The sequence below is a fragment of the Pseudoalteromonas sp. A22 genome (assembly GCF_018141345.1).
Lineage (GTDB): Bacteria > Pseudomonadota > Gammaproteobacteria > Enterobacterales > Alteromonadaceae > Pseudoalteromonas > Pseudoalteromonas maricaloris.
The window spans coordinates 3,520,920-3,545,720 of the sequence record NZ_CP047238.1 but is presented as its reverse complement, the minus strand read 5'-3'; the positions used below and the strand labels follow the sequence as shown (position 1 = coordinate 3,545,720).

Annotated in this window: 22 protein-coding genes and 1 riboswitch; of the genes, 12 read left to right on the top strand and 10 right to left on the bottom strand. The window is 43.2% G+C overall.

What is annotated here, in order from left to right; translation table 11 throughout:
• Positions 1-27: 27 nt before the first annotated feature.
• Positions 28-1,005, bottom strand: coding sequence for a heme-binding protein (locus tag GSF04_RS20900; protein WP_010374257.1), 978 nt, complete (start codon positions 1,003-1,005; stop codon positions 28-30).
• A 221-nt stretch (positions 1,006-1,226) separates the two neighbouring features.
• Complete coding sequence (gene argE / locus GSF04_RS20895; protein WP_211858690.1) at positions 1,227-2,375, bottom strand: acetylornithine deacetylase; 1,149 nt, start codon at positions 2,373-2,375, stop codon at positions 1,227-1,229.
• 177 nt (positions 2,376-2,552) lie between these two features.
• Here argE and argC point away from each other — a divergent pair, with 177 nt between their 5' ends.
• The 6 genes from argC to GSF04_RS20865 all read left to right on the top strand — a co-directional run bounded on the left by argC (position 2,553) and on the right by GSF04_RS20865 (position 8,709).
• Positions 2,553-3,563 (top strand): N-acetyl-gamma-glutamyl-phosphate reductase, encoded by a 1,011-nt coding sequence (gene argC / locus GSF04_RS20890; RefSeq protein WP_211860101.1) that lies wholly within the window; start codon positions 2,553-2,555, stop codon positions 3,561-3,563.
• Positions 3,560-4,339, top strand: coding sequence for an acetylglutamate kinase (gene argB, locus GSF04_RS20885; protein WP_130165017.1), 780 nt, complete (start codon positions 3,560-3,562; stop codon positions 4,337-4,339). The genes argC and argB overlap by 4 nt, the downstream gene beginning before the upstream one ends.
• 9 nt (positions 4,340-4,348) lie before the next feature.
• Positions 4,349-5,269, top strand: a complete 921-nt coding sequence (locus GSF04_RS20880; protein ID WP_088531881.1) for an ornithine carbamoyltransferase — start codon at positions 4,349-4,351, stop codon at positions 5,267-5,269.
• 11 nt (positions 5,270-5,280) lie between these two features.
• Positions 5,281-6,492 carry an argininosuccinate synthase gene (locus GSF04_RS20875; protein WP_211858689.1) on the top strand — a complete coding sequence of 404 codons (1,212 nt, stop codon included), beginning with the start codon at positions 5,281-5,283 and terminating at the stop codon, positions 6,490-6,492.
• Positions 6,493-6,506: 14 nt separating this feature from the next.
• Positions 6,507-8,372 (top strand): argininosuccinate lyase, encoded by a 1,866-nt coding sequence (gene argH / locus GSF04_RS20870; RefSeq protein ID WP_211858688.1) that lies wholly within the window; start codon positions 6,507-6,509, stop codon positions 8,370-8,372.
• 178 nt (positions 8,373-8,550) lie between these two features.
• On the top strand, positions 8,551-8,709 hold the full coding sequence (locus GSF04_RS20865; RefSeq protein ID WP_211858687.1) for a hypothetical protein: 159 nt from the start codon (positions 8,551-8,553) through the stop codon (positions 8,707-8,709).
• 712 nt (positions 8,710-9,421) lie between these two features.
• Here GSF04_RS20865 and GSF04_RS20860 read toward each other — a convergent pair.
• Positions 9,422-10,780, bottom strand: a complete 1,359-nt coding sequence (locus GSF04_RS20860; protein ID WP_211858686.1) for a capsule assembly Wzi family protein — start codon at positions 10,778-10,780, stop codon at positions 9,422-9,424.
• A complete protein-coding gene (gene coaD, locus GSF04_RS20855; protein ID WP_010374242.1) occupies positions 10,777-11,259 on the bottom strand; it encodes a pantetheine-phosphate adenylyltransferase in 483 nt (160 codons plus the stop codon). Before coaD ends, GSF04_RS20860 begins: the two co-directional genes overlap by 4 nt.
• A gap of 185 nt (positions 11,260-11,444) precedes the next feature.
• Here coaD and GSF04_RS20850 point away from each other — a divergent pair, with 185 nt between their 5' ends.
• The 3 genes from GSF04_RS20850 to GSF04_RS20840 all read left to right on the top strand — a co-directional run bounded on the left by GSF04_RS20850 (position 11,445) and on the right by GSF04_RS20840 (position 14,158).
• Positions 11,445-12,101 (top strand): TetR/AcrR family transcriptional regulator, encoded by a 657-nt coding sequence (locus GSF04_RS20850; RefSeq protein WP_039492788.1) that lies wholly within the window; start codon positions 11,445-11,447, stop codon positions 12,099-12,101.
• A gap of 218 nt (positions 12,102-12,319) precedes the next feature.
• Positions 12,320-13,777, top strand: coding sequence for a tRNA uracil 4-sulfurtransferase ThiI (gene thiI, locus GSF04_RS20845; RefSeq protein WP_010374240.1), 1,458 nt, complete (start codon positions 12,320-12,322; stop codon positions 13,775-13,777).
• 132 nt (positions 13,778-13,909) lie between these two features.
• Positions 13,910-14,158 (top strand): type II toxin-antitoxin system Phd/YefM family antitoxin, encoded by a 249-nt coding sequence (locus GSF04_RS20840; RefSeq protein ID WP_211858685.1) that lies wholly within the window; start codon positions 13,910-13,912, stop codon positions 14,156-14,158.
• Positions 14,159-14,461: 303 nt separating this feature from the next.
• Here the strand turns inward: GSF04_RS20840 and GSF04_RS20835 are convergent, their stop codons facing one another.
• The 4 genes from GSF04_RS20835 to GSF04_RS20820 all read right to left on the bottom strand — a co-directional run bounded on the left by GSF04_RS20835 (position 14,462) and on the right by GSF04_RS20820 (position 17,121).
• Complete coding sequence (locus tag GSF04_RS20835) at positions 14,462-14,803, bottom strand: hypothetical protein (RefSeq protein ID WP_211858684.1); 342 nt, start codon at positions 14,801-14,803, stop codon at positions 14,462-14,464.
• Between the two features lie 51 nt (positions 14,804-14,854).
• Positions 14,855-15,610, bottom strand: coding sequence for a hypothetical protein (locus GSF04_RS20830; protein ID WP_211858683.1), 756 nt, complete (start codon positions 15,608-15,610; stop codon positions 14,855-14,857).
• Positions 15,611-15,875: 265 nt separating this feature from the next.
• Positions 15,876-16,778 carry a 2-dehydropantoate 2-reductase gene (locus GSF04_RS20825; RefSeq protein ID WP_211858682.1) on the bottom strand — a complete coding sequence of 301 codons (903 nt, stop codon included), beginning with the start codon at positions 16,776-16,778 and terminating at the stop codon, positions 15,876-15,878.
• The gene (locus GSF04_RS20820) at positions 16,771-17,121 is read right to left on the bottom strand and encodes a VanZ family protein (RefSeq protein WP_249122423.1); all 351 of its coding nucleotides are present in this window, start codon (positions 17,119-17,121) and stop codon (positions 16,771-16,773) included. The genes GSF04_RS20825 and GSF04_RS20820 overlap by 8 nt, the downstream gene beginning before the upstream one ends.
• 152 nt (positions 17,122-17,273) lie before the next feature.
• On the opposite strand from GSF04_RS20820, the gene GSF04_RS20815 reads away from it, so the two are divergent.
• The 3 genes from GSF04_RS20815 (at position 17,274) to GSF04_RS20805 (ending at position 21,127) form a co-directional block, all read left to right on the top strand.
• On the top strand, positions 17,274-17,756 hold the full coding sequence (locus tag GSF04_RS20815; RefSeq protein WP_010374237.1) for a YajQ family cyclic di-GMP-binding protein: 483 nt from the start codon (positions 17,274-17,276) through the stop codon (positions 17,754-17,756).
• A gap of 89 nt (positions 17,757-17,845) precedes the next feature.
• Positions 17,846-18,092: riboswitch (cobalamin riboswitch) on the top strand.
• Between the two features lie 34 nt (positions 18,093-18,126).
• On the top strand, positions 18,127-19,989 hold the full coding sequence (locus tag GSF04_RS20810; RefSeq protein WP_211858680.1) for a TonB-dependent receptor: 1,863 nt from the start codon (positions 18,127-18,129) through the stop codon (positions 19,987-19,989).
• Positions 19,990-20,149: 160 nt separating this feature from the next.
• Positions 20,150-21,127, top strand: coding sequence for a hypothetical protein (locus GSF04_RS20805; protein WP_211858679.1), 978 nt, complete (start codon positions 20,150-20,152; stop codon positions 21,125-21,127).
• Between the two features lie 41 nt (positions 21,128-21,168).
• Here GSF04_RS20805 and msrA read toward each other — a convergent pair whose 3' ends face one another.
• A complete protein-coding gene (gene msrA / locus GSF04_RS20800) occupies positions 21,169-21,705 on the bottom strand; it encodes a peptide-methionine (S)-S-oxide reductase MsrA (RefSeq protein ID WP_211860094.1) in 537 nt (178 codons plus the stop codon).
• Complete coding sequence (locus GSF04_RS20795; protein WP_211858678.1) at positions 21,702-24,800, bottom strand: efflux RND transporter permease subunit; 3,099 nt, start codon at positions 24,798-24,800, stop codon at positions 21,702-21,704. The genes msrA and GSF04_RS20795 overlap by 4 nt, the downstream gene beginning before the upstream one ends.
• Position 24,801 lies beyond the last annotated feature (1 nt).

Sequence of the window (24,801 nt, the reverse complement as noted above, 5' to 3'; positions counted from 1 at the left end):
AATAGGGGCTCAGCAGCGCCCCTATTTTTATGCCTTCTTGACCATAGTATTGGTCGTAATGTGAGGGAAAGTTACGAGTTGACCAGCGATCGGAATTTCCATTGTGATATTTTGCGAATACTGCAGTTGCGTGAAGTTATCACTACCGTCAAGTGACTCAAGCCAATAGCTAATCGCGTAGCGGCTAACTTTTGCATGTTGTTGTTCAAAGCCAATATTCGTGACAGGGATCCCTGAATGCGCGGTATCGACCTCAAGTAGAATAAACTTCTTGGGAGGAGAAACTTCTAAGGCATTATTTAAAGGCTGATTTGGATTGAGTGTAAAGTCAGGATTTAAGTTACCAACACTTTTGGTGGTGTATTGAGCCGTACTGATCCCATGGGGTAATCCCATAGGTAAAATATCACTTTGGCTCAGCATTGGGATCGTCGGGACACCAGTACCTGATTGAAAATGCCCACTGGCTAAAATGGAATTACCATGGGGAACTGACATTTGTTTTATAAAGTCATAAGTTTGAGTTGGCGCCACACTGTTTGGTACGGTTTCATTGCCAAGCCCTGGATTTTCACCATTGCCATACGGACCAAGTAATTGCTTTGCATCTGATAAATACAACAACGAACCATTTTCCGCATGGACTAGCTGATCTTTCGCTGGACCTTCTGCAAAATAAACTCTTTGTTCGTAAAATAAGGTATTAGCGACCTGTGTACCAAATCCTCCTCGATTTGGTGCGGTGCCATGGATGGCTGAGAAAGTAAGCTCTTCATAATAGGAGAAATTTTTAAGAATATAGCTGGCTTCTTGAGGTAGTGGCATTAAGCAGTAAGAAAATGGTTTGTCGGGGCCACCTAATCCTGAGTTGGCCAAGGGTTGGTTAGTCCAAGTGCCGACCAAGTGTTGCAGTGGACCTAAGCTGGTGGTTGGAGCGGCTGGGCTACTCTGGACTGGATCAATAAGTAATGGTTGCGATAGGTCTGGTGGTGTTGTTTCAGTCACGGTTATATCCTCGCTAAATTGCTTGCGAGCACCTCGACTAATTCTAGATACTTTTGATTTGGCGCCCGCACTATGATCCCTGTCATGACCGCTCAGCGATGACGGGATCTTCAACCATCACTGCAATGCAGTTAGGTATAGTGCAGACTGTGGATATGGCAATTACATATCATTACAGAGATTTCATTACCTGAGTGTGAAGTGATGAACTCGCCAATCCGCTAGGCAAAGCAACTTTCTCTTATTAGCTGCTTAATAATATCCTGACTTGGCTGGATTTTTTCCATTGCTAAAAACTCGTTGGGTTGGTGTGCTTGATTAATTGAACCCGGTCCCATAACGATAGTTTCGCAGCCTAGCTGTTGTAGAAAGGGTGCTTCGGTACAATAGTTTACAGCAATTGCTTGTTGTCCTGACAGGCGCTCAGCCATTTTCACCAAAGCAGAATCTGTCGAGCCGGTAAAAGCCGGAATGGGTTCGTGCATATCTATAACCGAGACACTATTCGGATACTGTGTATTGATGGGTGCCATTGCTGCCGTGAGCATGGCTTGTAGTTCTTTGATGCTCAAACCAGGCAAAGGGCGCATATCAATATGCAGTTCACAACAGCCACAAATACGGTTGGCGTTGTCGCCGCCATGAATGTGTCCAAGGTTTAGAGTTGGGTAAGGAATAGCAAAATGTGGAGTTGAATATTTATTCTTTAATTCTTCTCTTAACTTTAATAAATTTGCAATCACCTGATGCATGATTTCAATGGCATTTAAGCCGCGCTCTGGATCTGAGCTATGGCCTGAACGACCAACGATGCGGATGGCGGTCGTCATATGGCCTTTGTGGGTAAATACCGGCACCATATCAGTGGGTTCACCAATAATGCAGCGCGCCGGCTTCAAGCTTGGATGTTTTGCGATTTCCTGAGCACCAGCCATAGTGGTTTCTTCATCGGCGGTGGCTAAAATCATGATAGGTGCATTTTGCTGTAATTCATCAAGCTCTGAGATTGCATTCAATACGAAAGCAAAAAAACCTTTCATATCAATACTTCCAAGACCATATAATTTATTATCTTGCTCGCTTAATTTAAAAGGATCAAATTGCCAGCGGCTATCGTCGAACGGCACGGTATCCGTGTGGCCGGCCAACATTAATCCACCATCGCCATTACCTCGTCTTGCAATTAGATTATATTTTCCTTTTGCATGTTCAAGCTCTGTTACTTCGACAGTAAATCCTAACGTTTCGCACCACTGTGCGAGTAGGTGGATCACATTCTGATTACTCATGTTGAGACTGTCTTCTAATGCACTGATAGATGGCGCGGCGATCAGTTGCTGATACATTTCCATAAAAGCGGGCAATTTCATAAAAATTCCTAAAATACTTATTCAAAGTTCTTGCATAAAAATATAAAGATGTTTAGAGTGAATATCAATTCACTTTTTTAGCATAAATATATTTTTGGGGCAGCAATGCGACGATTTGACTTCAACAATTAGCAGAACCAATCCTAATCAAACTTTTTTAATCTTGAGAACACTATGTTGAAAGTATCTATAATCGGAGCGAGCGGCTACAGTGGCGCTGAGCTTGCTAAGCTGGTTGCCAAGCATCCTGCCTTCACACTTGCGCATTGCTTTGTATCTGAGCAAAGCTTAGACAAAAATAAATTCATCAGCGATTTATATCCAGAATATTCGGGCTTGCTAGATATTGAGCTGCAACCCTTAAATGAGCAAGCTTTTTCGTTGATAGAGCAATCATCGGACTATGTGTGTTTATGCACGGATCACAAGGTTAGCGTAGAACTTGCACCGGTATTTTTACAGATGGGCAAACGGGTTTTTGACCTATCTGGAGGTTACCGTTTATCTAGCAATGAAGACTACGAAACTTACTACGGTTTTTCTCACCCACATCAAGACTGGTTAGCGCAAGCACAATACGGACTAGCTGAATGGTACGGCGATGCTATTAAAACGGCAAAGTTAGTGGCGGTCGCGGGTTGCTATCCGACTGCGGCACTCAATGCACTTAAGCCATTACAACAAGCTGATCTGATAACAGAGCAGCCAGTTATCATTAATGCTGTTTCTGGTGTTACTGGCGCGGGTAGAAAAGCGAATGTCACCACACACTTTTGCGAAGTATCTCTTGCACCATACGGTTTGTTTACGCACAGACATAGTCCAGAAATAGAAAAATACCTCGAACACCCAGTGTTGTTTACGCCGCATTTAGGGAATTTTAAGCGTGGTATCTTGGAAACGATCTACGTCACTCTGAAAGAAAATATCACACCAAATCAAGTTGATGCCGCTTACCAGGTGCTTGCCGATGAGCCGCTGATCAGATTAAAGGGGAGTCAACTTCCATCAATCAAAGCCGTTGAAAATCAGCCTTTTGTGGATATTGGTTGGCAGCAAAAGGGCAATCAACTGATTGTAGTGGTCGCGATTGATAACTTGCTTAAAGGGGCTGCAGGCCAAGCATTACAGTGTATGAACTTGGCGGCGGGACTTGAGCATTATCAAGGTTTAGGAGTATCAGCATGAGCAAACAAACTTGGGTGATAAAACTAGGTGGTGCGGTGTTGAATCAAGAGGGGGCAGCGCAAGCATTGTTTTCAGCTATCAAGCAAATTCAACAGGATGCACCACACAAGCAGTTTGTGATTGTTCATGGTGGCGGGGCGCTGGTTGATAAGTGGCTGACCGATGCCGGTTTTGCTACTGCAAAACATCAAGGACTGCGGATCAGTCCACAAGAGCAAATGCCCTATATTGTTGGTGCACTTGCAGGCTGTGCTAACAAGCAACTGATGGCGGACGCCATTACCGCCACGCTCAAGCCCGTTGGATTGTGCTTATATGATGCTGGATTTTCCACAACTCAAAAGCTTAAAGCGCTTGGCCGTGTAGGTAGCTGTGAAGCGAGTGAAGGTGGCATGCTTGAAGCAGTGTTGGAGTTTGATAGGTTGCCTGTTGTTAGTTCAGTTGGTATTGGCGCTGACGGCCATTTATACAATGTGAATGCGGATGAAGCAGCAGCTGCTATCGCCAGTAAACTTGGTGCAGAACTTATTTTTATGACTGACGTTGAGGCGGTACTTGATGGCGATAAACAGCCATTAAATCAACTTAACGCGGAACAGATTTCAACGTTAATCGCGCAAAAGGTCATTGTGGGCGGGATGGAGGTCAAAGTTAAGACCAGTCTTCACGCTGCCCAACACTTACGACGAGGGGTGTACATCTCTAGCTGGCAAAAGCCAGAAAATTTAATTGCGTTGCTCAATGGTGAGCACGTAGGTACACAAATTCTGCCGTAGGAAAACATCATGACTAAGCATTTTTTAACAGGTTTGGAATTAGACCAAACTAACGTTTTGAACTTATTAAAGCTTGCAAAAAATATTAAAAATCAACCGCAAGAATATAACCAAGCCTTAGCTGGCAAGTCGATAGTCACGCTATTTGAAAAGCCGAGCTTGAGAACGCGGCTGTCGTTCGATATCGGTATTCATAAACTGGGCGGTCATGCTGTGTATTTAGATCAGCAAAATGGCGCAATGGGTGCGCGTGAATCCGTCAAAGATTTCGCACTTAATATTTCGACTTGGGCCGATGGCCTTGTGGCTCGCGTAAATCACCATAGCACGCTTGAGACGCTCGCTGAGTTTTCGTCGGTGCCTGTTGTGAATAGCCTATGTGATTTATATCACCCTTGCCAAGCGTTGGCTGATTTTCTCACCTTATTTGAAACTTACGACGATGTCAGCCAGATCAAAATCGCTTACCTCGGTGAAGGCAATAACGTAACACATTCATTAATGTTGCTTGCGGCAACATTAGGCACTGATTTTGTGGCGGTTTGTCCTAAAGGCCATTCTCCAGATGCACAAATTGTAAAGCAGGCTGAACAAATTGCGGCGGTAAATGGTGCCTCGGTTTTGGTCAGTGATCGGGTGGAAGCGGCGGCTGGCGCTAATGTGCTCTACGCTGATACTTGGGTTTCGATGGGGAATAAAACGCCACTTGAACAGGTGAAAGACACCTTTATGCCATATCAAATCAACCAACAATTGGTTGAAGCGTGTGGCGCACAAACCATTTTGCATTGCCAGCCAGCACATCGTGAGTTTGAAATTACTTCCGAAGTGATGGACGGGCCAAAGTCAAAAATTATTCAACAAGCTGAAAACCGCATGCATGCCCAAAACGCATTGCTGGTATCGCTGTTAAACAAAGATTACGTTTGAGGTTAAAGAACATGAGCAAGATTAAAAAAGTGGTACTGGCTTACTCTGGTGGATTAGACACATCAGCGATTGTGCCATGGTTAAAAGAGAACTACGGTTGTGAAGTTGTCGCCTTTGTTGCCGATGTAGGTCAGGGTGAAGAAGAACTGGTTGGGGTTGAAGAAAAGGCAATCGCATCGGGTGCCTCTGAGTGCTATATCGTCGACTTAAAAGAAGAAATGGTTAGCGACTATATTTATCCAACCCTAAAAACTGGCGCTATCTATGAAGGGACATATTTACTGGGTACTTCAATGGCGCGTCCCATTATCGCCAAAGCACAAGTTGAAATCGCTCGTAAAGTTGGCGCGGATGCACTTTCTCATGGTTGTACTGGCAAGGGGAACGATCAGGTTCGTTTTGAATCTTGCTTCTCAGCGCTTGCGCCTGATCTTAAAGTGATTGCACCATGGCGTGAATGGTCGTTATCAAGTCGTGAATCGCTGCTTGACTATTTGGCCGAGCGTAATATCCCTTGTGCAGCCTCTGCTACCAAAATTTACAGTCGTGATGCCAATGCTTGGCATATTTCTCACGAAGGTGGTGAATTGGAAGATCCATGGAATGAGCCAAGCGATCAGGTTTGGACCATGACTAATTCTCCAGAAGCCGCACCGGACCAGCCTGAATATGTGTCGGTATTAATCGAAAAGGGTGAAATCACTGGTGTTAACGGTGAGCGTTACAGTCCTTATCAGTGTCTAGTTAAGTTAAACGAGATTGCAGCACCGCACGGTGTTGGTCGTGTGGATATCGTTGAAAACCGTCTAGTCGGCATGAAATCTCGTGGCTGTTATGAAACACCGGGAGGTACTGTGATGATGGCTGCGTTACAAGCGATTGATGAGCTGATCTTAGACAAATCTTGTCGTAAATGGAAAACCGCGCTTAGCGAAGAGTTTGCACACTTAGTTTATGACGGTCGCTGGTTTACCCCACTGAAAGATTCAATTCTAGCTGCCGCAGAGTCTTTCGCACAGCAGGCAACTGGTGAGGTGGTACTTAAGCTTTATAAAGGCTATGTACATGCAGTGCAAAAGCAATCAATCAATAGCTTATATAGCGAAGATTTTGCCACATTTGGTGAAGATGACGTATATGACCAATCTCATGCGGAGGGATTCATTCGTCTATTCTCACTATCTAGCCGGATAGCGGCGTTAAACAAGCAAAAGCAGTCTTAAGGTAGGAGAGCGAGATGGCATTATGGGGCGGCCGTTTTTCATCAGGTCCTGATGAGGCATTTAAGCAATTTAATGATTCTCTGCCATTTGATTATCAATTGGCAGAGCAAGATATTGTTGGCTCTATCGCTTGGGCGGGTGCGCTAAAGCAAGTAGATGTATTAACTGAAAGCGAACATCAGCAGATCATTTCAGCGCTGAAACAGCTTTTGGATGAAGTGATTGCAGATCCGCGTAGTGTAGCAACCGCGGGACATGAGGATATTCACTCTTATGTTGAAGCTAAACTTATCGACAAAGTGGGTGACTTAGGTAAAAAGCTGCACACAGGTCGAAGCCGTAACGACCAAGTAGCCACTGATTTTAGACTGTGGAGTCGGAAAACGGCGCAGCAACTGCTTGTGGCACTGAGCTCACTAAAGCAAGCTCTAGTGACACTTGCAGAGCAGGAGCTTGGTACTATTTTACCAGGCTACACCCATTTACAGCGTGCTCAGCCAGTACTCTTTAGTCATTGGTGTATGGCTTACGTTGAGATGATTGAGCGTGATGAGTCGCGCTTAAATGATGCGCTTGAAAGGTTAAATGTATGTCCACTTGGCTCAGGTGCGCTAGCGGGGACTGCTTATCCTATCGACCGTGAAGTGTTGGCCGTTAACCTTGGCTTTAGAGAGGCCTCTCGTAATAGTTTAGATGCGGTCTCTGATCGTGACTTTGTGGTTGAGCTACTCAGTTGTGCGTCTATTTCTATGATGCATTTATCTCGTTTTGCTGAAGATTTGATCTTTTATAATTCTGGTGAATCTGGATTTATTGATTTGGCCGACAGCGTGACGTCCGGCTCATCCTTAATGCCACAGAAAAAGAACCCTGACGCCTTAGAGTTGATCCGTGGCAAAACAGGTCGAGTTTTTGGCGCCTTTAGCGGTATGATGATGACGCTTAAAGCTTTGCCTTTGGCCTACAACAAAGACATGCAGGAAGACAAAGAAGGCCTATTTGATGCCATGCCAACTTGGCTTGCGTGTATTCATATGGCTGAAGCATGCGTTAAAGGCATTAAGGTTAATGGTGATAAGACGTTAGCGGCGGCAAAAGGTGGTCACGCTAATGCGACAGAGCTTGCTGATTACCTTGTTGCTAAGGGAATACCGTTTAGGGAAGGCCATCACATTGTCGGTGAATTAGTGCAGTTAGCAATTAGTAAGGGGCAAAACCTCGAGGATCTGAGCTTAGAAGAATTCCAGCAAGTCAGCGCAGTAATTGCAGAGGATGTCTACCCGGTACTCGAAATTGACGCTTGTATTGCCGCTCGTAAAGCATTAGGCGGCACCTCATTGCCACAAGTAACCAGTGCCATTAAAACGGCAAAAAAAAAGCAAAAAATCCTAGTACGTGATGCCAATTTAGATGATGTTGAAGCCATTGCTGGACTGATCCAATACTGGGCTAAAGTAGGTGAGAACCTACCGCGAGCGAAAAGTGACATGATCCATAGTATCAATGAGTTTGCGGTGACAGAGGTCGATGGCAAAGTGACCGGATGTGCATCTTTGTATATTTACGACACTGGGCTTGCGGAAATTCGCTCTTTGGGCGTAAATCCCGAAAGCGAAATAAAGGGGCAGGGGCAACTTTTAGTCGAGCATTTGCTAGTGAAAGCCAAAAAATTGGCACTCAATCGTATTATTGTGCTAACTAGAGTGCCTGGCTTCTTTATGAAACAAGGTTTTAACAACTGTACCAAAGATAGCTTGCCTGAAAAAGTGATGAAAGATTGCGAGTTGTGTTTACGCAAAGATAACTGTGATGAAATTGCGATGGATTTCATTATAAAACAAACATCTAGCTTAAGTATTCCATGTAAATTTGTGGCTTAACACCAAGCTTTTATAGAATCAAAAAGAGCGCTAACAAGCGCTCTTTCTGTATGTAAATCAACCGATTGAATTTATCTTAATAAATATTGGCATACCCTGTGCTTAATTAATCCCGATAATTTTTAGGTGGTTCATTTTTGGGAACCTGGTTCCAAGTGTAAATTTTGAGGGAAATTTCATGATAAAAACAATCCTAGCGAGAAAAAATCAAGCTAAAACAACTGGTCAAGCAAAGCCACTTTCTGATAAGGTAATTCAATCTGGAAGTAAACTTGAGATGGTATCTGGCGCACGTGGAAGCTCAATTACTCCGCCTGGGTCTAAAGAACCGTACTAATGATTAATGTTAATTTATGACTTTTTTGGTATGAGTATAGGAGCCCTTGTAATATGGGGCTTCTTGATGGCCTCACTGCTACATCTATTTTTTTATATACTAAAAGTCCAGAAAAATTTACAGCTACTCCTTGCTTCTACTCTGTTATTTATCTCCTACTTTGTAAGCGATTTTATCATTGCTTCTGATAGCTACAATACGGCTATTCACGGAATATTCGCCTTGTTTGATCTCTTTACCTTATTAGTTCTTTTTCTAGTCGCGTATACTTTTTTTAAAGATGAAAAGCTCGAAGTTGGCGTTTTATATACTATGATAGGTTTGGCTATTAATACGGTTATGTTCTTCTCTATGTATATTGATACATATATTTATGAGAACATAACGCGCTGGTTCTTATGGTATTTATACTCATATACAGTGTTTTTTGTAGACTTTATTATGGTTACTTCTCTATTAGTTAATAAAGATTGGTTAGGTATTAAATGGGCTATGAGTAGAGTGAGAGCTAAGGTAGCTTGAAACTTTAGTCGATTTAAATTGTAATTTTTACTTATTTATCAGAGTTTTGTGTTTGTACCACTTTTTCGTGCTTGCTGGTTATACATTGTCGAAATGTATATAACCGATTGGTTTTTAATTGTCGTTTTGCGTATTCCTAAAGATTTCTTTGGATTATACGCCACAATAAAAGAGCGGCGATGGCCGCTCGTTAAAACTGATATTCCACGCTCAACGTAAGTGCTGCGTGGCTTTCGTCTTCTTCCTGAGACTTATCTTGCCATGCTTTTACGCCTATTTTAGCAAGCGCGCCAAACACACCTTGTTGGTAACCGAGTTCCAGCTGGTTTCGCTCAACGTCTAGTGTGTCAAATTCAACTCGTTTCAGTTTGGCATAAGCACCAATGCCGTCCGTGCTGAAGTAATCTAACGCGAAAGTGAGGTTTTGAGCGTCCAATCCCGAGCTTGCTCCAAGCCAGAGGTCGCGTTCACGGTAGTTCGCTGAATCCACGGTATTGTCTCTTGGGCAAAGCGCGAGCTTTAGCTCGTCTTTACAATCAATGCTTGTATCTGAATATTCAATAAAGCTTTTAAGGCGATAGTCTTTACCACCCCAATAACTTTCAATACCTAGGGTGTACATTGGATTGCTTGGTAATGCACCACTGTCGTTATTGCCTGCAAGCTCACCGTATAAAGCGAGTGGTTGACTTGCTATCCGAGTGGAGTATTTGAAGTCAACGCTGGTGAGGCGCTGCGTTTGTTTTTCGCTTTCAAGGTTTTGTTGTTGATAAACAAAGTCGCTGGATGTTGTACTAAAGCCAAGCTCTAGCCCTTGAATTGGAAAAGCGGCCGCTCTAAACCCCCAAAAATCGCCATCCTTTTTACTGGCTATATTCGGGCGTTGTTTTGCCATAATGGCCGTCACTTGCCAAGGACCAACGAAAGAGAAAAAGCTCGGTCCAATATAGTTATTATTGGCACGACTCAAGCGAACCGCTTTCATTGGGGCTGCGTTGTTTGAAAGCATCAGCGCATTTTCGTTGCTCGGTCCCCACCAGTAACTGAGTCGCTCAGCGCTGAGAGACCAATTACCAAACAGCACTGCAAGATGGCTGCCGTGGTGATTAACATATTTTCCATCTTGGCCTTCATCTGCGTAGTTAACCGCAACTTTAGCGCTAACAGCACCACCTGTAATAACGCCATAAGTACGCAAGCCTGAACGTTCATTTTGACGTTCACCAAAGCCAGTGGAGCGCTCTTCAGCACCGTTAAAATGTGCTTTTACACTACTGTATCTTTCTCTTTTTGCTTGTTTTAGCGCATGGCGTAAATGTGCCAATGCAAAGCCTGCGGTTTCAGAGAGATTTCTGTCATCAATAGCGGCGAGGTCATTAACAATGCCGCTCCATAGCAGAGGATATTGATTAACCGGACGATTTATCACGCCTTCTGCAACCAGTAAATCTATGCTGTGTTTAAGCTCACTTTGCGACACCTCTATCCAAGGTGAAGCGTGCGCATAAGTACCAACCAATACGGCTAGGGATAATAGGCACTTTTTCATCCGTGTAGTTTTTCCTCTAAAGCTTTGGCAACCAGCGGGTGAACAAATTCACTGACATTGCCTTTATGAAGCGCAACTTCTTTTACTAAAGTTGACGAGATAAATGAATTCTTTTCAGATGGCGTTAAAAATACGCTTTCCAAATCGGGATGTAAACGGCGATTCATATTGGCCAGCTGGAACTCATAGTCAAAGTCAGACACTGCGCGAATACCGCGGATCAGCACGTTGGCTTTTTGCTCTTTCGCTAAATCAACGAGTAATCCTGAAAACCCAATTACCTTTACATTTTTATGTGACTTTAAAATTTCTTCAGCCAAAGCAACACGTTGCTCTAGTGAGAAACAAGGCTGTTTATTTGGGTTATGGGCAATTGCCAAGATCACGGTATCAAACATTTTTGCTGCACGTTTGATTAAGTCTTCATGTCCATTAGTGAGGGGATCAAATGTGCCAGGGTAGAGGGCGATGACTTTCATAAGCGTAACTATGTTGAATTTTTTTGTATGGTAACAAGGTTTTTTTGAAAAAACACTGGTCAGCTTTGTCGGATCTAAGCTTATCTAGAGGTAAAATTAGTGCTATTTTTTCACATGGAGCGCGCAATAGCCTAGTAACCCTAGCAATAGCGCGACCACGTTATCAACAAAGATAGAGAATCGTAATGAATACCAAGGAAAAAATAATACGTACCAGCATCGCGTTATTTAATTTGCATGGAGAGCGCGCGATTACGACAAACCATATAGCATCCAGTTTGGGGATTAGTCCTGGCAATTTGTACTATCATTTTAAAAATAAAGAAGACATCATTCGGCAGATATTCGCCCTTTATAGCGAGCATTTAAATACGCATTTTAAGCCACTGGAGCAGCACAACGAACCACTTGAGCAGCTAACTCAATATTTAGACTCCTTGTTCGACCTGATGTGGCGTTATCACTTTTTCTACGACAACCTGACAGACATCTTGGCTCGTGATGATGAATTGAAAAAAAACTACATTGCTTTTCAGTCACGCTTACTTGAGCAAGTAAAAGCGGTAGTAATTGGCCTAAGAGATACGGGTGTGATCACCATAGATGATGACGATGCTAAAGAGCTCGCGCATATGTTGAAAATGACCGTTAGCTTCTGGACTCCTTATGTTAAAGCCAGAAGAATGACAGGCGTCCTTGAGCAACAAGATATATACAATGGCATTGTTAAAGTACTGATGATTTTTAAACCTTACGCGACGCCCATGAGCGTACCGAAAGTGGCACAACTTCAGCAGCATTATCAAGCACTAGCAGAGGCGAGCTTACCGAGTATTGCTTAGCCTTAAATAATTAAGCGGGCCTTCTGCCAGGGTGAGCACGGGCAAAAGGCTTTGTAGAGCACAAAGGGAAAAGGTTTGTTTATTTCCTAATCGGCTCTGAGTTTGATATACTCGCGCGCCCGAACTGTCCTCGGTCAGTGTGCGCCACGATAAAGTCCGCTTAGGTCAAATCAGTGCGTCATCGCAACCGATAATCGATCTGTAGTAGAGTGACTTTTATGCTTAAATTTATCGTCAAATTACATCCCGAAATTGCTATTAAGAGCAAATCCGTCCGTAAGCGTTTTACCAAAGTATTAGAGAAAAACATCAAAATGCTGTTGGTTCGCGTTGACGAAAACGTAAAAGTTAAAAATAACTGGGACAATATCTCAGTAACGAGCGAGCTAAGTGACGAGAAAACCCGCCTTGGTCTAATTGACCACCTTAAACGCACGCCAGGTATTGTGCAGTTTATTGAGGTGCAAGAAACACAGTTCGATACGCTTGATGATATCTACCAACAAACGATTGCTTTGGTTGAGCCATTGATCAAGGGCAAAACGTTTTGTGTACGCGTAAAGCGCCAAGGTAAGCATGAGTTTACTTCAAGCGACGTGGAGCGTTATGTTGGTGGCGGTTTAAACCAAAATGTAGAGGGTGCCAGTGTAAGGCTGAAAAAACCTGATGTGACGGTTAAAATCGAAGTCAAAGACAATAAAGCCTACATCGTTCGTCACCAGCACTTTGGTCTAGGTGGCTTCCCACTACCAACGCAAGAAGACGTGCTGTCTTTGGTTTCTGGCGGATTCGACTCGGGTGTTGCGACTTATCAAATGATGAGAAAAGGGGCGCGTACGCACTTTTTGTTCTTTAACTTAGGTGGTGCAGCCCACGAAATTGGCGTTAAGCAAGTGAGCCACTACTTGTGGAAACAATTTAGCTCTACCCACAAAGTTAAATTTATTACGATTGACTTTGAGCCAGTTGTCGCTGAAATTCTTGAGAATATCGAAAGCGGACAAATGGGCGTGGTACTAAAACGCATGATGATGCGTGCAGGTGCTGTGGTCGCAGAGCGTTTGGGGATCCCAGCACTGGTAACTGGTGAAAGTATTGGTCAGGTATCAAGCCAAACCTTGGCTAACCTTAACGTGATTGACCGTGTTACAGAGATGCTGATCTTACGACCGCTTATTCAACACGATAAAGAAGAGATCATTCGTATTGCCAGAGCGATTGGCACCAATGAAATGGCAGAAGCAATGCCTGAATATTGTGGTGTGATCTCTCAAAAACCAACGGTAAAAGCACAGCTTCACAAGATATTAGCTGAAGAAGAAAAGTTTGACTTTGATGTATTGAATACTGTTGTAGCTAACGCGACGGTAAAAGATATTCGTGACATTGAAGCTGAAGCAAAAGAAGAAGTGAAAGAAGCGGAATCGGTAAGTGAATTACCAGACAACGCGGTGGTACTAGATATTCGTTCTCCAGAAGAGGAAGATGCCAACCCTCTAGAGCTAGATGGTGCACAAGTTATCCACTTACCTTTCTTTAGATTAGCCACTAAGTTTGGCGACTTACCACAGGACAAAGAATATTACTTGTACTGTTCGAAAGGCGTAATGAGCCAGTTACAAGCACTTATTCTGCATGAAAATGGCTATGCTAACGTCAAGGTGTACCGCCCTTAGAATAAAGCATGTTAACAAGCGTTGGGTGAGACTTTAGGGTTTACCCAACGTACGTTTTTTGTGGGGAGGTTATATCGCTTATTTATACGACTAAATATAGTCGACATAAAGACCAGTTAAGAGACTTACTTTATGACCACTAGAATATTAGCAGATGTTGCTGCGAGTATTACCGAACTAAAAGCAAATCCTATGGAAGTTGCAACAAGTGCTGACGGAGAGCCTGTCGCTGTGCTTAATCGAAATGAACCTGCTTTTTATTGTGTGCCTGCAGAAGCATACGAGATGATGATGGACAGACTCGAGGATCTTGAGCTACTCGCTATTACTAAAGAGCGTGAATCTGAAGAAAGTATCTCATTAAATATTAATGACCTATAAACTCGATTTTAAAAGCAGTAATATTCCTTTAAATTCATTAGCCATGATTTACTGGTAGCACTTTTTAATGAACCTGCGGTTTGGATAAGAAATGAGCTAACTCATTATTTTTAAAATCATATTAAATTATTTCCTTATCTAGCCAGAGAGTTTTGGGGATAGCTAGGCGAATTTACGCACCAATAGCTGGCTATTGGAAGTGAATTCAACGCAGGTAGCGCTAAAACTGGCTGCTAGAAAGGCATTAATTATCCGAAGCTCAGGTTAATGAGTAAACCTTTTTCTTTCTCGTTTAGTTGATATTTACTGGATATAAAGACTATCGATGCGCCAAAGGTCACCTGTTTGGCCTGTAGCTTTACATGTAAAGTTATTTCTGAGTTTTGCTCCAAAACTATTTTGAGCGTCAACATAACCAACAACTAAAAATTGAATTTCATCTTTACCACCGCGTCTGCCGATCCGTAATTGAGTGACGTTCGATTCACTAATAGATGAAAAACTTGCAGTGGAAGGAGTTTTTAGCTTGCGTTTTACGCCATCTTGACACGTAAAATAAGCACCGTATTTATCTGGCTTTGCAGGCTCTGATTTACCGCAACCTATGAGAAGTAAAATGACCCCTAAAATAATATTTAATTTCATAAAGTTGTTCCTTAGCCAACTTTGCAATAAACGCATTGTTTGAAACGATTGTTATGTTTCTATATGTTCAAGCTTATCTTGGATTTTCATATATACATTTAAACATTCTTGAACGAGGTTTTGCTTAGGATTCTGAATAACAAACAAATATATCATGTGTATCAATAAGGCGGCTCCTACGTGCCTATGTAATAGTTCATCGATATTCTCAACACGAGGAATTGCATTGTCAGAAGCATAAAGCATTCGATTTCTAATGTTAGCAACTTCTTTAATGTGTTCAAAAATTGATGTTATTCCTTTTTCCTGCGCTACGTCCTTAACACCTCTTAGATAATTTTTAGCTTTACCTGACGGGTCTACACATACTAAGTTCAATGGTGGATCTGGATAAAGGTAAGTATTGTTTCCATCTGACTTGGAAATAAGCATACAAGTTTTCAATAATTCATTGTCTGCGTCGTGAGGGATCCTAAATGTGACCTCGATAGGCAGCTCATGCTTTAGGATATTGAGAGTTTCGCCCATTAAAGAAAGGAACGGATACACTCCCCCTTTGTGTTTATGGTCACGTTGCTTTAGTTTTTTAGATGACGAGTACCTTTTGCTTTTTAGGGCTAGAAAGAGAGCTGTAGAAGCCTCCTCTTCGGCTGTAATAGCTAAAAACGCAGACACCTCTGGCATTGTTTTAGCCAATACAAAGGCTCGATTAAGATGTTGAATACTCGACTTAGCGGAATAGCCTGCATGCCCCTTGGTTTTGGAGGATACATCTAAAACTTTATTCTGAAATTCATTTAACATCATATACTAACTCGAAACGTAGTAGTATTTTTAGCGGACATATAGAAAGAAGTTAAAGAGTCAATCACTAATTAGCTAGATCTACATATATACATTACCAATAAAGTCATAAAGCTAGCACCAGATTTTCGATTTGTCGATCTTAGCTTAAGTTGTTGAAGTGTGTGTCTTGTGGACACTCAAGGCGCTTTCTGGGAAGAATGTCTGGTTTACCCTCCATGTCTATATCAAAGCGCACTCATGTTCAGAACAAAGAATAATATTCGCGCTATTGTCGCGCTAGCTGCCAGCGCTTATTCACTTCCTCAAGTAACTGTTGATTAAACGGTACATCAATATTTTGTTTTGCTGCTAGCTCGCAAATATAGCCGCACATAGCGTCAATTTCTGTGCGCCTGTTATTTGCGATATCCTGATTCATTGAAGAGCGATTGTTTGCGGTTTGCGCCATTACGGTGTAAGCAAGTGTGACTAGCTCGCTAAGCACTAAGGTTACACCTGTACTCGTGGCCACAAGCTGTACTTCATTCATTAAATTAAGAATTTGGGCTGCATATTTGGGCTGTCTTAGCCGACCATTTGCGACTTGTTCCAATGCACTTAACGGGTTAATGGCAATATTAACCGCCAGCTTTTTCCAAAGTGTTGGCATGATATCAAACGTGGTTTGGGCATTTTCAAATGTGCTAAACAGTTGCGAGAATACGCGCTGGTAGTGGTATTCTGCTGGCGAATTTAACGGCCCAAACCAAGTTGCACCTTGTCCTGTATGGTGCACAGTGTCAGCGACTTTATAGCCCGCAATGGATGTGCTTAAGAAGTAGGCAGATTGTGTTTTATCAAGCATTGCTAACTCACAAGACCAATCCACCATGCCATTATGACTAAGTATTAGCGTGCCATTTTTTGAAAGTGCAGGGCGAAGCGCTTGGAGTGCTTCGATGACCTGATATGCTTTAACGGGAATGATTAGCGTATCTATACTGTTGGCAGGGAGTTCTGCAAGTGTTTTGGTGCTGCATGGGATGGTTTGTTGAATACTTGCTGTTTGATAGCGATAAGTCGCCGCGCGTTTATTTCGAGTGATCAGCGTAATTTGATGAGATTGACTAAGGTGCTGGGCGAGCAATAATCCTATCGCCCCTTCACCTAAAATATGTATGTTAGCCATGTTTTCTGTTGCGCCAACTTGCCCAAATATAAAATAGAGCAAAATAACTGACCGCACCGGCTAAATCAGCTAAAAAATCAGCGGTAGATGCTTGGCGATACGGTAATGAATGTTGCATCCACTCAATTCCTGCACCGTACAAGGACAGTAGCACTATGTGTGTCCATACCTTTACTTTAAAAGCATGGTGAGAGATAAACGCAAGAACAAAAAATACACCAAAATGTGCCACTTTATCGATATTTGGGAACAGCTTTGGAGACAAGCTAATTTCCTTTGCGAATAGCACCGTACATATAATTAAAGAGATAATCAAAAGAGCTTTATAAACGCGCCGTGTCACAATACATCCTACTTCTGTATGACTAAGCGAGCAGTATACCATCGAAAACTGTCCATTGGGTGAACATCCTAATACGCTGTTTAAAAACTTAAAGTAACTCAAATTAGGCATAAACTGCTATAATCGAGCCAAAATGACTTTAGGAGAGAAGCATGCCTTCATTTGATATTGTATCTGAAATTGATATGACAGAAGCAAAAAATACCGTAGACAACGCGGTTCGTGAGCTTGATACACGTTTTGATTTTCGTGGCGTAGATGCGTCAATCGAGCTAAGCGGTGAAATGATTAACCTCAAAGCGGAAGCAGAACAGCAAGTTATGCAATTGTTCGATATGTTAGTGGGTAAAGCGGCAAAGCGTGGCCTTGATGTGGCAAGCTTCGAGTTAAAAGACATTGAGCGCTCTGGCAAATACGTTTCACGTAAGGTGGCGTTAAAGCAAGGCATCGACAAAGAGATGGCGAAAAAACTGGTTAAGCTTATTAAAGACTCAAAAGTTAAAGTTCAAGCATCAATTCAAGGCGATACGGTACGTGTAACGGGTAAAAAACGTGACGATTTGCAAGAAACGATGCAACTGGTTCGTACCGGTGAGCTTGGCCAACCATTTCAATTCAAAAACTTCCGCGACTAATTACGCTTTACTTCATTCCAAAAGTGCATAGATTGCACTTTTGGATTTCTAGACGTCCATTGACAATCATTCCGAAACCCAAGACAATAGCCTCGCATTTTCAAGGTGCTGTACACAACCTAGTGTGGTTGCTAAGTGTATAGATAATCGGGAAACTGGTGCGAACACAAGGGAACATCTAATTGCGTTAATCAACAATAAATTGAATAAGACAGTTTATTGCACGTGATTAGCTTGGATCGGTTCTATGCCAGCGCTGCCCCCGCAACGGTAGAGTGAACTGCTAATTTGCAGGTTTACTGAGCCCGGAGACCGGCCTTGAAACAGTCACTTTGTGTTCTTGTACGGTGGGTACAAGTTAGGGGAAACCATGTTAAATAAAACTGCTCTAAGCGCGGCGATAGCGACGGCGCTCTCTTTTTCAGCGTTTGCTGATCAAAATGTTGAACATATCACTGTTACTGCCAATAAATTTGAACAATCTCTAGAAAGCGCACTGTCTGCCATTACGGTTATAGGTCGTGCTGATATTGAAAAAAGCAATGTTCAAGATGTCGTATTGCTACTCGATAATGTCGCAGGTATTCAAGCGGTTAGAAACGGTGGCTTCGGCCAAAGTGTGAGTTTATTCCTACGCGGTAATGATGCTAAGCATACGCTAGTGTTAATCGATGGGGTTCGAGTGACGGATGCAAACTCCGGTGACAATTCGCTCACTAATTTACCACTTAATAGCATCGAAAGGATTGAGATCATTCGTGGTGCCAAAGCTGCGATTTATGGTTCAGATGCCATTGCTGGCGTGATTAATATTATTAGTCGCGAAGGGAATAACAATACTATCGCGCTTACGACTGGGAGTAACAATTACTCCAAGACCGAAGCAACGGTAAATTACAAAAAAGACAAGTTTAGTATTGCAGCTAATGCGGGTTACACTCATACCGATGGCTATGATGTGATAGAGAAAGACCCTGAAGCTGCAATCACAAAAAACCATGACCGTGATGGATATTATAACGGTAATGCCGGTTTAAATGTGCAGTATGGTGATGAAGAAAGTGGCATTTTTAGCTTACGTTCACAGTACAGTGAAGGTGAGGGGGAGTATGACTCTTTTGGTAGTGATGCTTACCGTTTCCATAACTACACCAATAAGTTGGCGTGGAAAAGACGTACTGACAAGTTTAGCCAAAGTGCGTCATACAGCTTAGGTAAGGAACAAAACGTTCAAATCGGTAATAGTGCTGACGATAACGCTTATGTCACCAAACGCAGCCAATTTGAATATCAGTCGCAATATAGTTTAACTGAAGCTTTGATCTTCACGGGTAACTTTACCTTTCTAAATGAAGATGTTGGTGATTCTACTGCCTCTTTTTCAGAGCCTGAGCGTGATAACTTATCTTTAGCACTAGGTGGGTTTTACAACGATGAAAATTGGCTGGCAGAGGTTGTACTGAGAACGGATGATTATGATTTTCATGGTCGTGCAAACACCTACACAGTTGCTGTAGGCAAGCAACTCATGGATGGCCTGAGTGTTAAGTTGAATCATGGTACTGCCTTTAGAGCACCTTCTTTATCACAGGCGTTTGTGATTGATAGTCCTTACTATCTGCCTAACCCAAATATTAAGCCGGAAGAAGCCACTAATAATGAAATTATTGTCACATGGAGCGGCGAGAACTTCCGTGTGGAAGCTGCGGTATACGATAACCGTATTACCGATAAAATCGTTTATCAGCAAAATGATAAATGGAAATACGTCCCTTACAATGTTCAGCGCGCTGACTTTGAAGGTGCTGATCTTTCTATCGAAATTGAAGACAACTTTGGTATCGAGCATACGGTAAATGCGAGCTATGTGAGTGCTAAAGACGCTGATACCGATAAGCAATTACAGCGCAGAGCGAGACGCACCTTAACTTATTCAGTCAGTAAAGAGTGGGAAAATGTCGACGCAACACTGACCTTAGTCCATAGAGGTAATCGCGACGATAAAGTATGGGGAGCTGAAGGTGCATATACAGTAACTTTACCGTCATATACGCTGTTTAACTTAGCTGCTAACTATACGTTTTTCGACGGATTCAAGTTAAATGGCCGAATTGAAAACTTAACCGATAAGCGTTATTTCAATGCCACAGCGGGCGAAGCAAAAGATGGTTCTTTACTGGGCTATAAGCCACTAGGTAGACAAGCCTACGTTGGTGTGAGCTACAGCTTCTAATGCGTTAACTGCTTTTCTATACCCAGAGTGATCCATCATGAGTAATGGATCACTTTTCTTATTTATCATTTAGTTGCATTACATTTGTAACTGGTGTTCTGCTTTATGTGTGGTTGATAATAGCTTTGATTTGTATTATTACTACCTTAAGGAAAAGAACATGAAGTCACTATTATTTGGGTTACTCACGCTTGGGATTGTCACATCAGCACAAGCCTCACAGCCTGAAAGCCAGCTTGAACCTCAATTTTCAACACAATCAATGACGGGCGATTTCGCTTGGTTTAACGCGCCATCGCAAACCTGTAGTCGGATCCGAAGCATGATGTACTATCGTCATCCTGGCAACGATCACCTAACGCCTATATCTGTGCCTGTGATTTATACCGGTGGAGAGTGTTGGTCTACTGGCAGGACAACATCTAGCCAAGGTCCAAAGGAAATGTATACGCAGGTTTCAGATATCATTCATCAGCAATTTTCGAATGTGGAACATAACTACAAAGAGTTGACGACCGATATCGTCAACAATATTGCCGCGCAATCTAGTTCAAATAAAGTGAGCCACACGACTAGTCTCTACGGCACGATGCATATGAAAATCGCAGGTAGAGTCGATGCGCAAAATAAAGTACCGGTGTTGATCGATGGCTTCGATTTGAAGTCTCACGCTAAGTTTCGTAAGAAGCAGCTTGGAATGAATATTTATATCCATGTCTATATTAACAACGAAAATGTCACCATCAAAGGTAAGTATGATGTACGTACCCAGCAGCTTGAGTTAGACCCTTTAATTTCTAGCTTTAAGCCTGTGGTGACGACAAAAGTAGAGCTGCCGTGGATCCTCGATTTGATAGATACCTTGACTCCGGGGATTTTTGACAAGCTTTATACAGAATTTAGCCGTATTGTGATTGATGTGTTTGAATTCTTGGGTGTGGATATGAGCGAAGATATTCCGCAGGTCATTAAACACAACGCCCAGTTAATCAATTCAGGTGTCGTTCCGCTTAAAGGCTTAGATACCTTAAGACCTGGTGATACTGCGAATTTAGAAATGGAAGTAACGCGTGGGCATTTGCGGATTAAAGATGGCCGCACTAGCTTTTATATATTTGCTATACCTATGTTGCCGTAAGGCGTAAGCCGAACGCAATCTATTGCGTTCGGCACACAAGTTTAGTGCTTTAAATTTGCCGCAAAATGACTTTCAAACTTTGCAAGTTTAGGGGCAATCATCACACTGCAATAGCCTTGGTTTGGGTTTTCAGTGTAATAATCTTGGTGATAGTGCTCAGCAGGATAAAATTCGGGCGCTGGGCTAACCTCTGTCACTATTTTTTCACTCAATTGGCTTTGAAGCTGCGCAATACAATCTTGAGTTTGCTGCTGTTGCTGCTGGTCATGATAAAACACCACACTGCGGTACTGAGTACCAATGTCGTTACCTTGGCGATTCAACTGTGCTGGGTCATGCAGGGTAAAAAACATAGTAAGCAAAGTATCAAAGCTGACAATATCGGCATCAAATTGCAGTTGGACTACCTCAGCGTGGCCACTGTCTCCCCGACATATCATTTGATAGGTGGGATTATCTGTGTGGCCACCTGCGTAACCTGACTGCACTGACTCAACGCCATTGACGCGGCGAAATGCCGCATCAATACACCAAAAACAACCACCACCAAAAGTTGCGGTTTGTAAATTTGCCATTATACCTCCTGCTCAGGATGTTGTTGCGACTGCTCCTCAAGACGTTTTGCCGTCTCTTCTGGAGATTGCGTCTTCTTAGCTAGTAAAGTATAGGCGGTTGGGATAACAAACAAGGTTAAAATGGTGGCAACACTGACACCGGCAAAAATCACGACACCGATCACCATGCGGCTTTCGAACCCAGGGCCTGTTGCAAACACAAGCGGGATAGAGCTCATCACGGTTGTTAGCGAGGTCATGATAATCGGTCTTAATCGCTGCGCTGCAGCATCAACAATGGCTTGTTCGAAGGCAATGCCTTTGTCACGCAATTGGTTAGCAAATTCCACGATTAAGATACCGTTTTTGGCGCTAAGGCCAATCAACATGACAATACCAATTTGGCTATAAATATTGAGCGTGCTGTCGGTGATAAATAATCCATACATCGCACCGACTAAGCCCAGTGGTACGGTGAGCATGATAACCAGTGGATGGACAAAGCTTTCAAACTGTGCGGCTAATACCAAGAACGTAACGGTGAGCGCCAGAATAAACACATAGGTCATTGCTGATGCACCTTCATAAAACAGCTGTGATTCGCCTTTGTAGTCGATGGCGCCGTCGATATCATTCTCTTCGGCGGCAACTTTATTTAAAAAGTCGAGGGCTTGCTCCAGTGTATAGTCGCCAGCGAGGTTTGCCGTGATAGTGATTGCGCGCATACGGTTGTAGCGGTTTAATCGAGAAGCTGTGGCTTCTTCTTTTATGGTGATCAAACTGTCTAATGGCACGAGCTCATCGCTACGAGATTTCACATAAATATCAGAAATATTATCTGGGGCAGAGAAGTCGGCTTTGGTGCCTTTTAAGATCACATCGTATTCTTCACCGCGGTCAATAAAGGTGGTAACACGACGTTGTCCCAGCATGGTTTCTAGCGTTTGGCCGATGGCACTTACCGACACGCCTAAATCTGCGGCTTTGGTTTTATCAATGCTTATTAAAAACTGTGGGAAGGTTTCTTTGTAATCGTGATCGAGACGAACCAGTCCTTTATTTTCTCGTGCGCGTTCTAGAATGCGATCGCGCCATGCAGCTAACTCATCGTAGTCGTTACCTTGCAGTACAAACTCAATGGGACGTGAGTTACCGCCGCCGCCAATACCACGGCGCATAATAGCAAAGGCGCGAATATCTGTAACGTCTTGCATTTTACCGCTGATCTCATCCATGACTTCCCAAGTAGAGCGTTTTCGCTCATCCCAGTCTGGCATGCCGATAATAGCAACACCGCCTTGACCACCCCAACCAGGCACCCGAATAAGCACGCGGCTAAGTTCCTCTGAGTCTACATAAGGAAGTAGGCGCTCTTCAATTTTTGCCATATTTTGCGAGTTGTTTTCGTAGCTTGCCCCTTCTGGGCCATTCATCATAACGAAGAAAGTACCACGGTCTTCTTTTGGTGTCAGTTCAGACGGGATCTGTTTAAACAGGCTGTAGCTGGTAAAACCCGCTAGTGCCAACATCACAATCAGGCTGTATTTGCGCGATAAGTTGTCTTGTAAAACACGGCGATATCCTTGTTCTAGTCGAGTAAATTGACGGTCCATCCACTGACTAAAGCGGTTTTCTTTATTGCTGGGCTTTAATACTTTGGAGCAAAGGGCAGGAGACAAGGTCAACGCAGTAATACTGGAAAACAGCACCGCAGCACTTACTGCAAAGGCAAACTCGGTAAATAGGGCACCAATACGACCATCCATAAAGACTAAGGGAATAAACACGGCAACCAAAACCAGCGTTGTTGCAATGATGGCGAAGCCTACTTCTCGCGCGCCACGGTATGCCGCCAGTAACTTGGGTTCGCCAAGCTCGATGCGGCGGTAGATATTTTCTAGCATTACAATGGCGTCATCGACCACAAGGCCGATGGCAAGCACAAGTGCAAGCAGCGTCAGCAAGTTGATAGAATACCCCATGGTCAGTAAGAACATAAAGGTTGCAACTAAGGCTACCGGCACGGTAACAGCAGGGATCAGCGTAGCGCGGATATTGCCAAGGAAGATGTAGATAACGAGTACTACCAACGCCATGGCAATCGCAAGTGTGCTGTATACTTCAGCAATGGACTCACGGATAAAAATAGAAGAATCGTAGCTGTCTTCTATGGTGGTGCCTTGAGGCAGGTTGCGTTTTATTTTTTCAAGCTCTTTACGGGCGTTGTCGACCACTTCTAGCGTATTGGCTTTGGCTTGCTTGACAACGCCAAGGCCAATCATATTTTTACCATTACCACGGAAGGTACTTTCGTCGTCAGCGGCTTCAAGTACCACCTGCGCGACTTCACCAAGTCGCACCAAATAGCCTTGTTCACCACGCTTAATCACCAGATTGTCAAAGTCTTCTTGAGTCTTATAGCTTCTGGCAATACGAACAGAAAAATCACGGTCAACGGATTCAATTTCACCAGCGGGTAATTCTACGTTTTCTCTGCGTAGCACTTGTTCAATATCACTGCTTGTGACTCCACGAGCAGCCATCGCCTTTCGGTCTAGCCAAATCTTCATGGCGTATTGACGCTCACCGCCAATGCGTACATTCGATACGCCATCAACAACCGCCAGACGGTCAACGATAAAGCGCTGGGCGTAGTCTGAAAGCTGCAAGGTATCCATGGTTTCGCTATTGAGTACAAACCAAGCGATAGGGCTTTCATCGCTGTTTGATTTCGATACTTCAGGCGGCCTCACTTGCTCTGGCAACCTATCCAGCGCTCGAGAAACGCGCTCACGCACATCATTTGCAGCAGCGTCGATATCACGATCGATATTAAATTCGATAGTGATATTGGAGCTACCGTTGCGGCTACTAGAATTTATGCTTTTGATCCCTTCGATCCCCGAAATCCGGTTTTCTAGTACTTGGGTGATCTTGGTTTCTACAACTTCTGCTGATGCGCCTGTGTAGTTAGTGCTTACACTGACTATTGGAGTTTCAATATCAGGGTATTCGCGCAGCGGTAACATAGTAAATGCCACTAAGCCAAAGGTCAGCAGCAGTAAGTTAATGACGATCGCGAAGATCGGGCGCTTTACCGCCGTATCAGTGATTCTCACG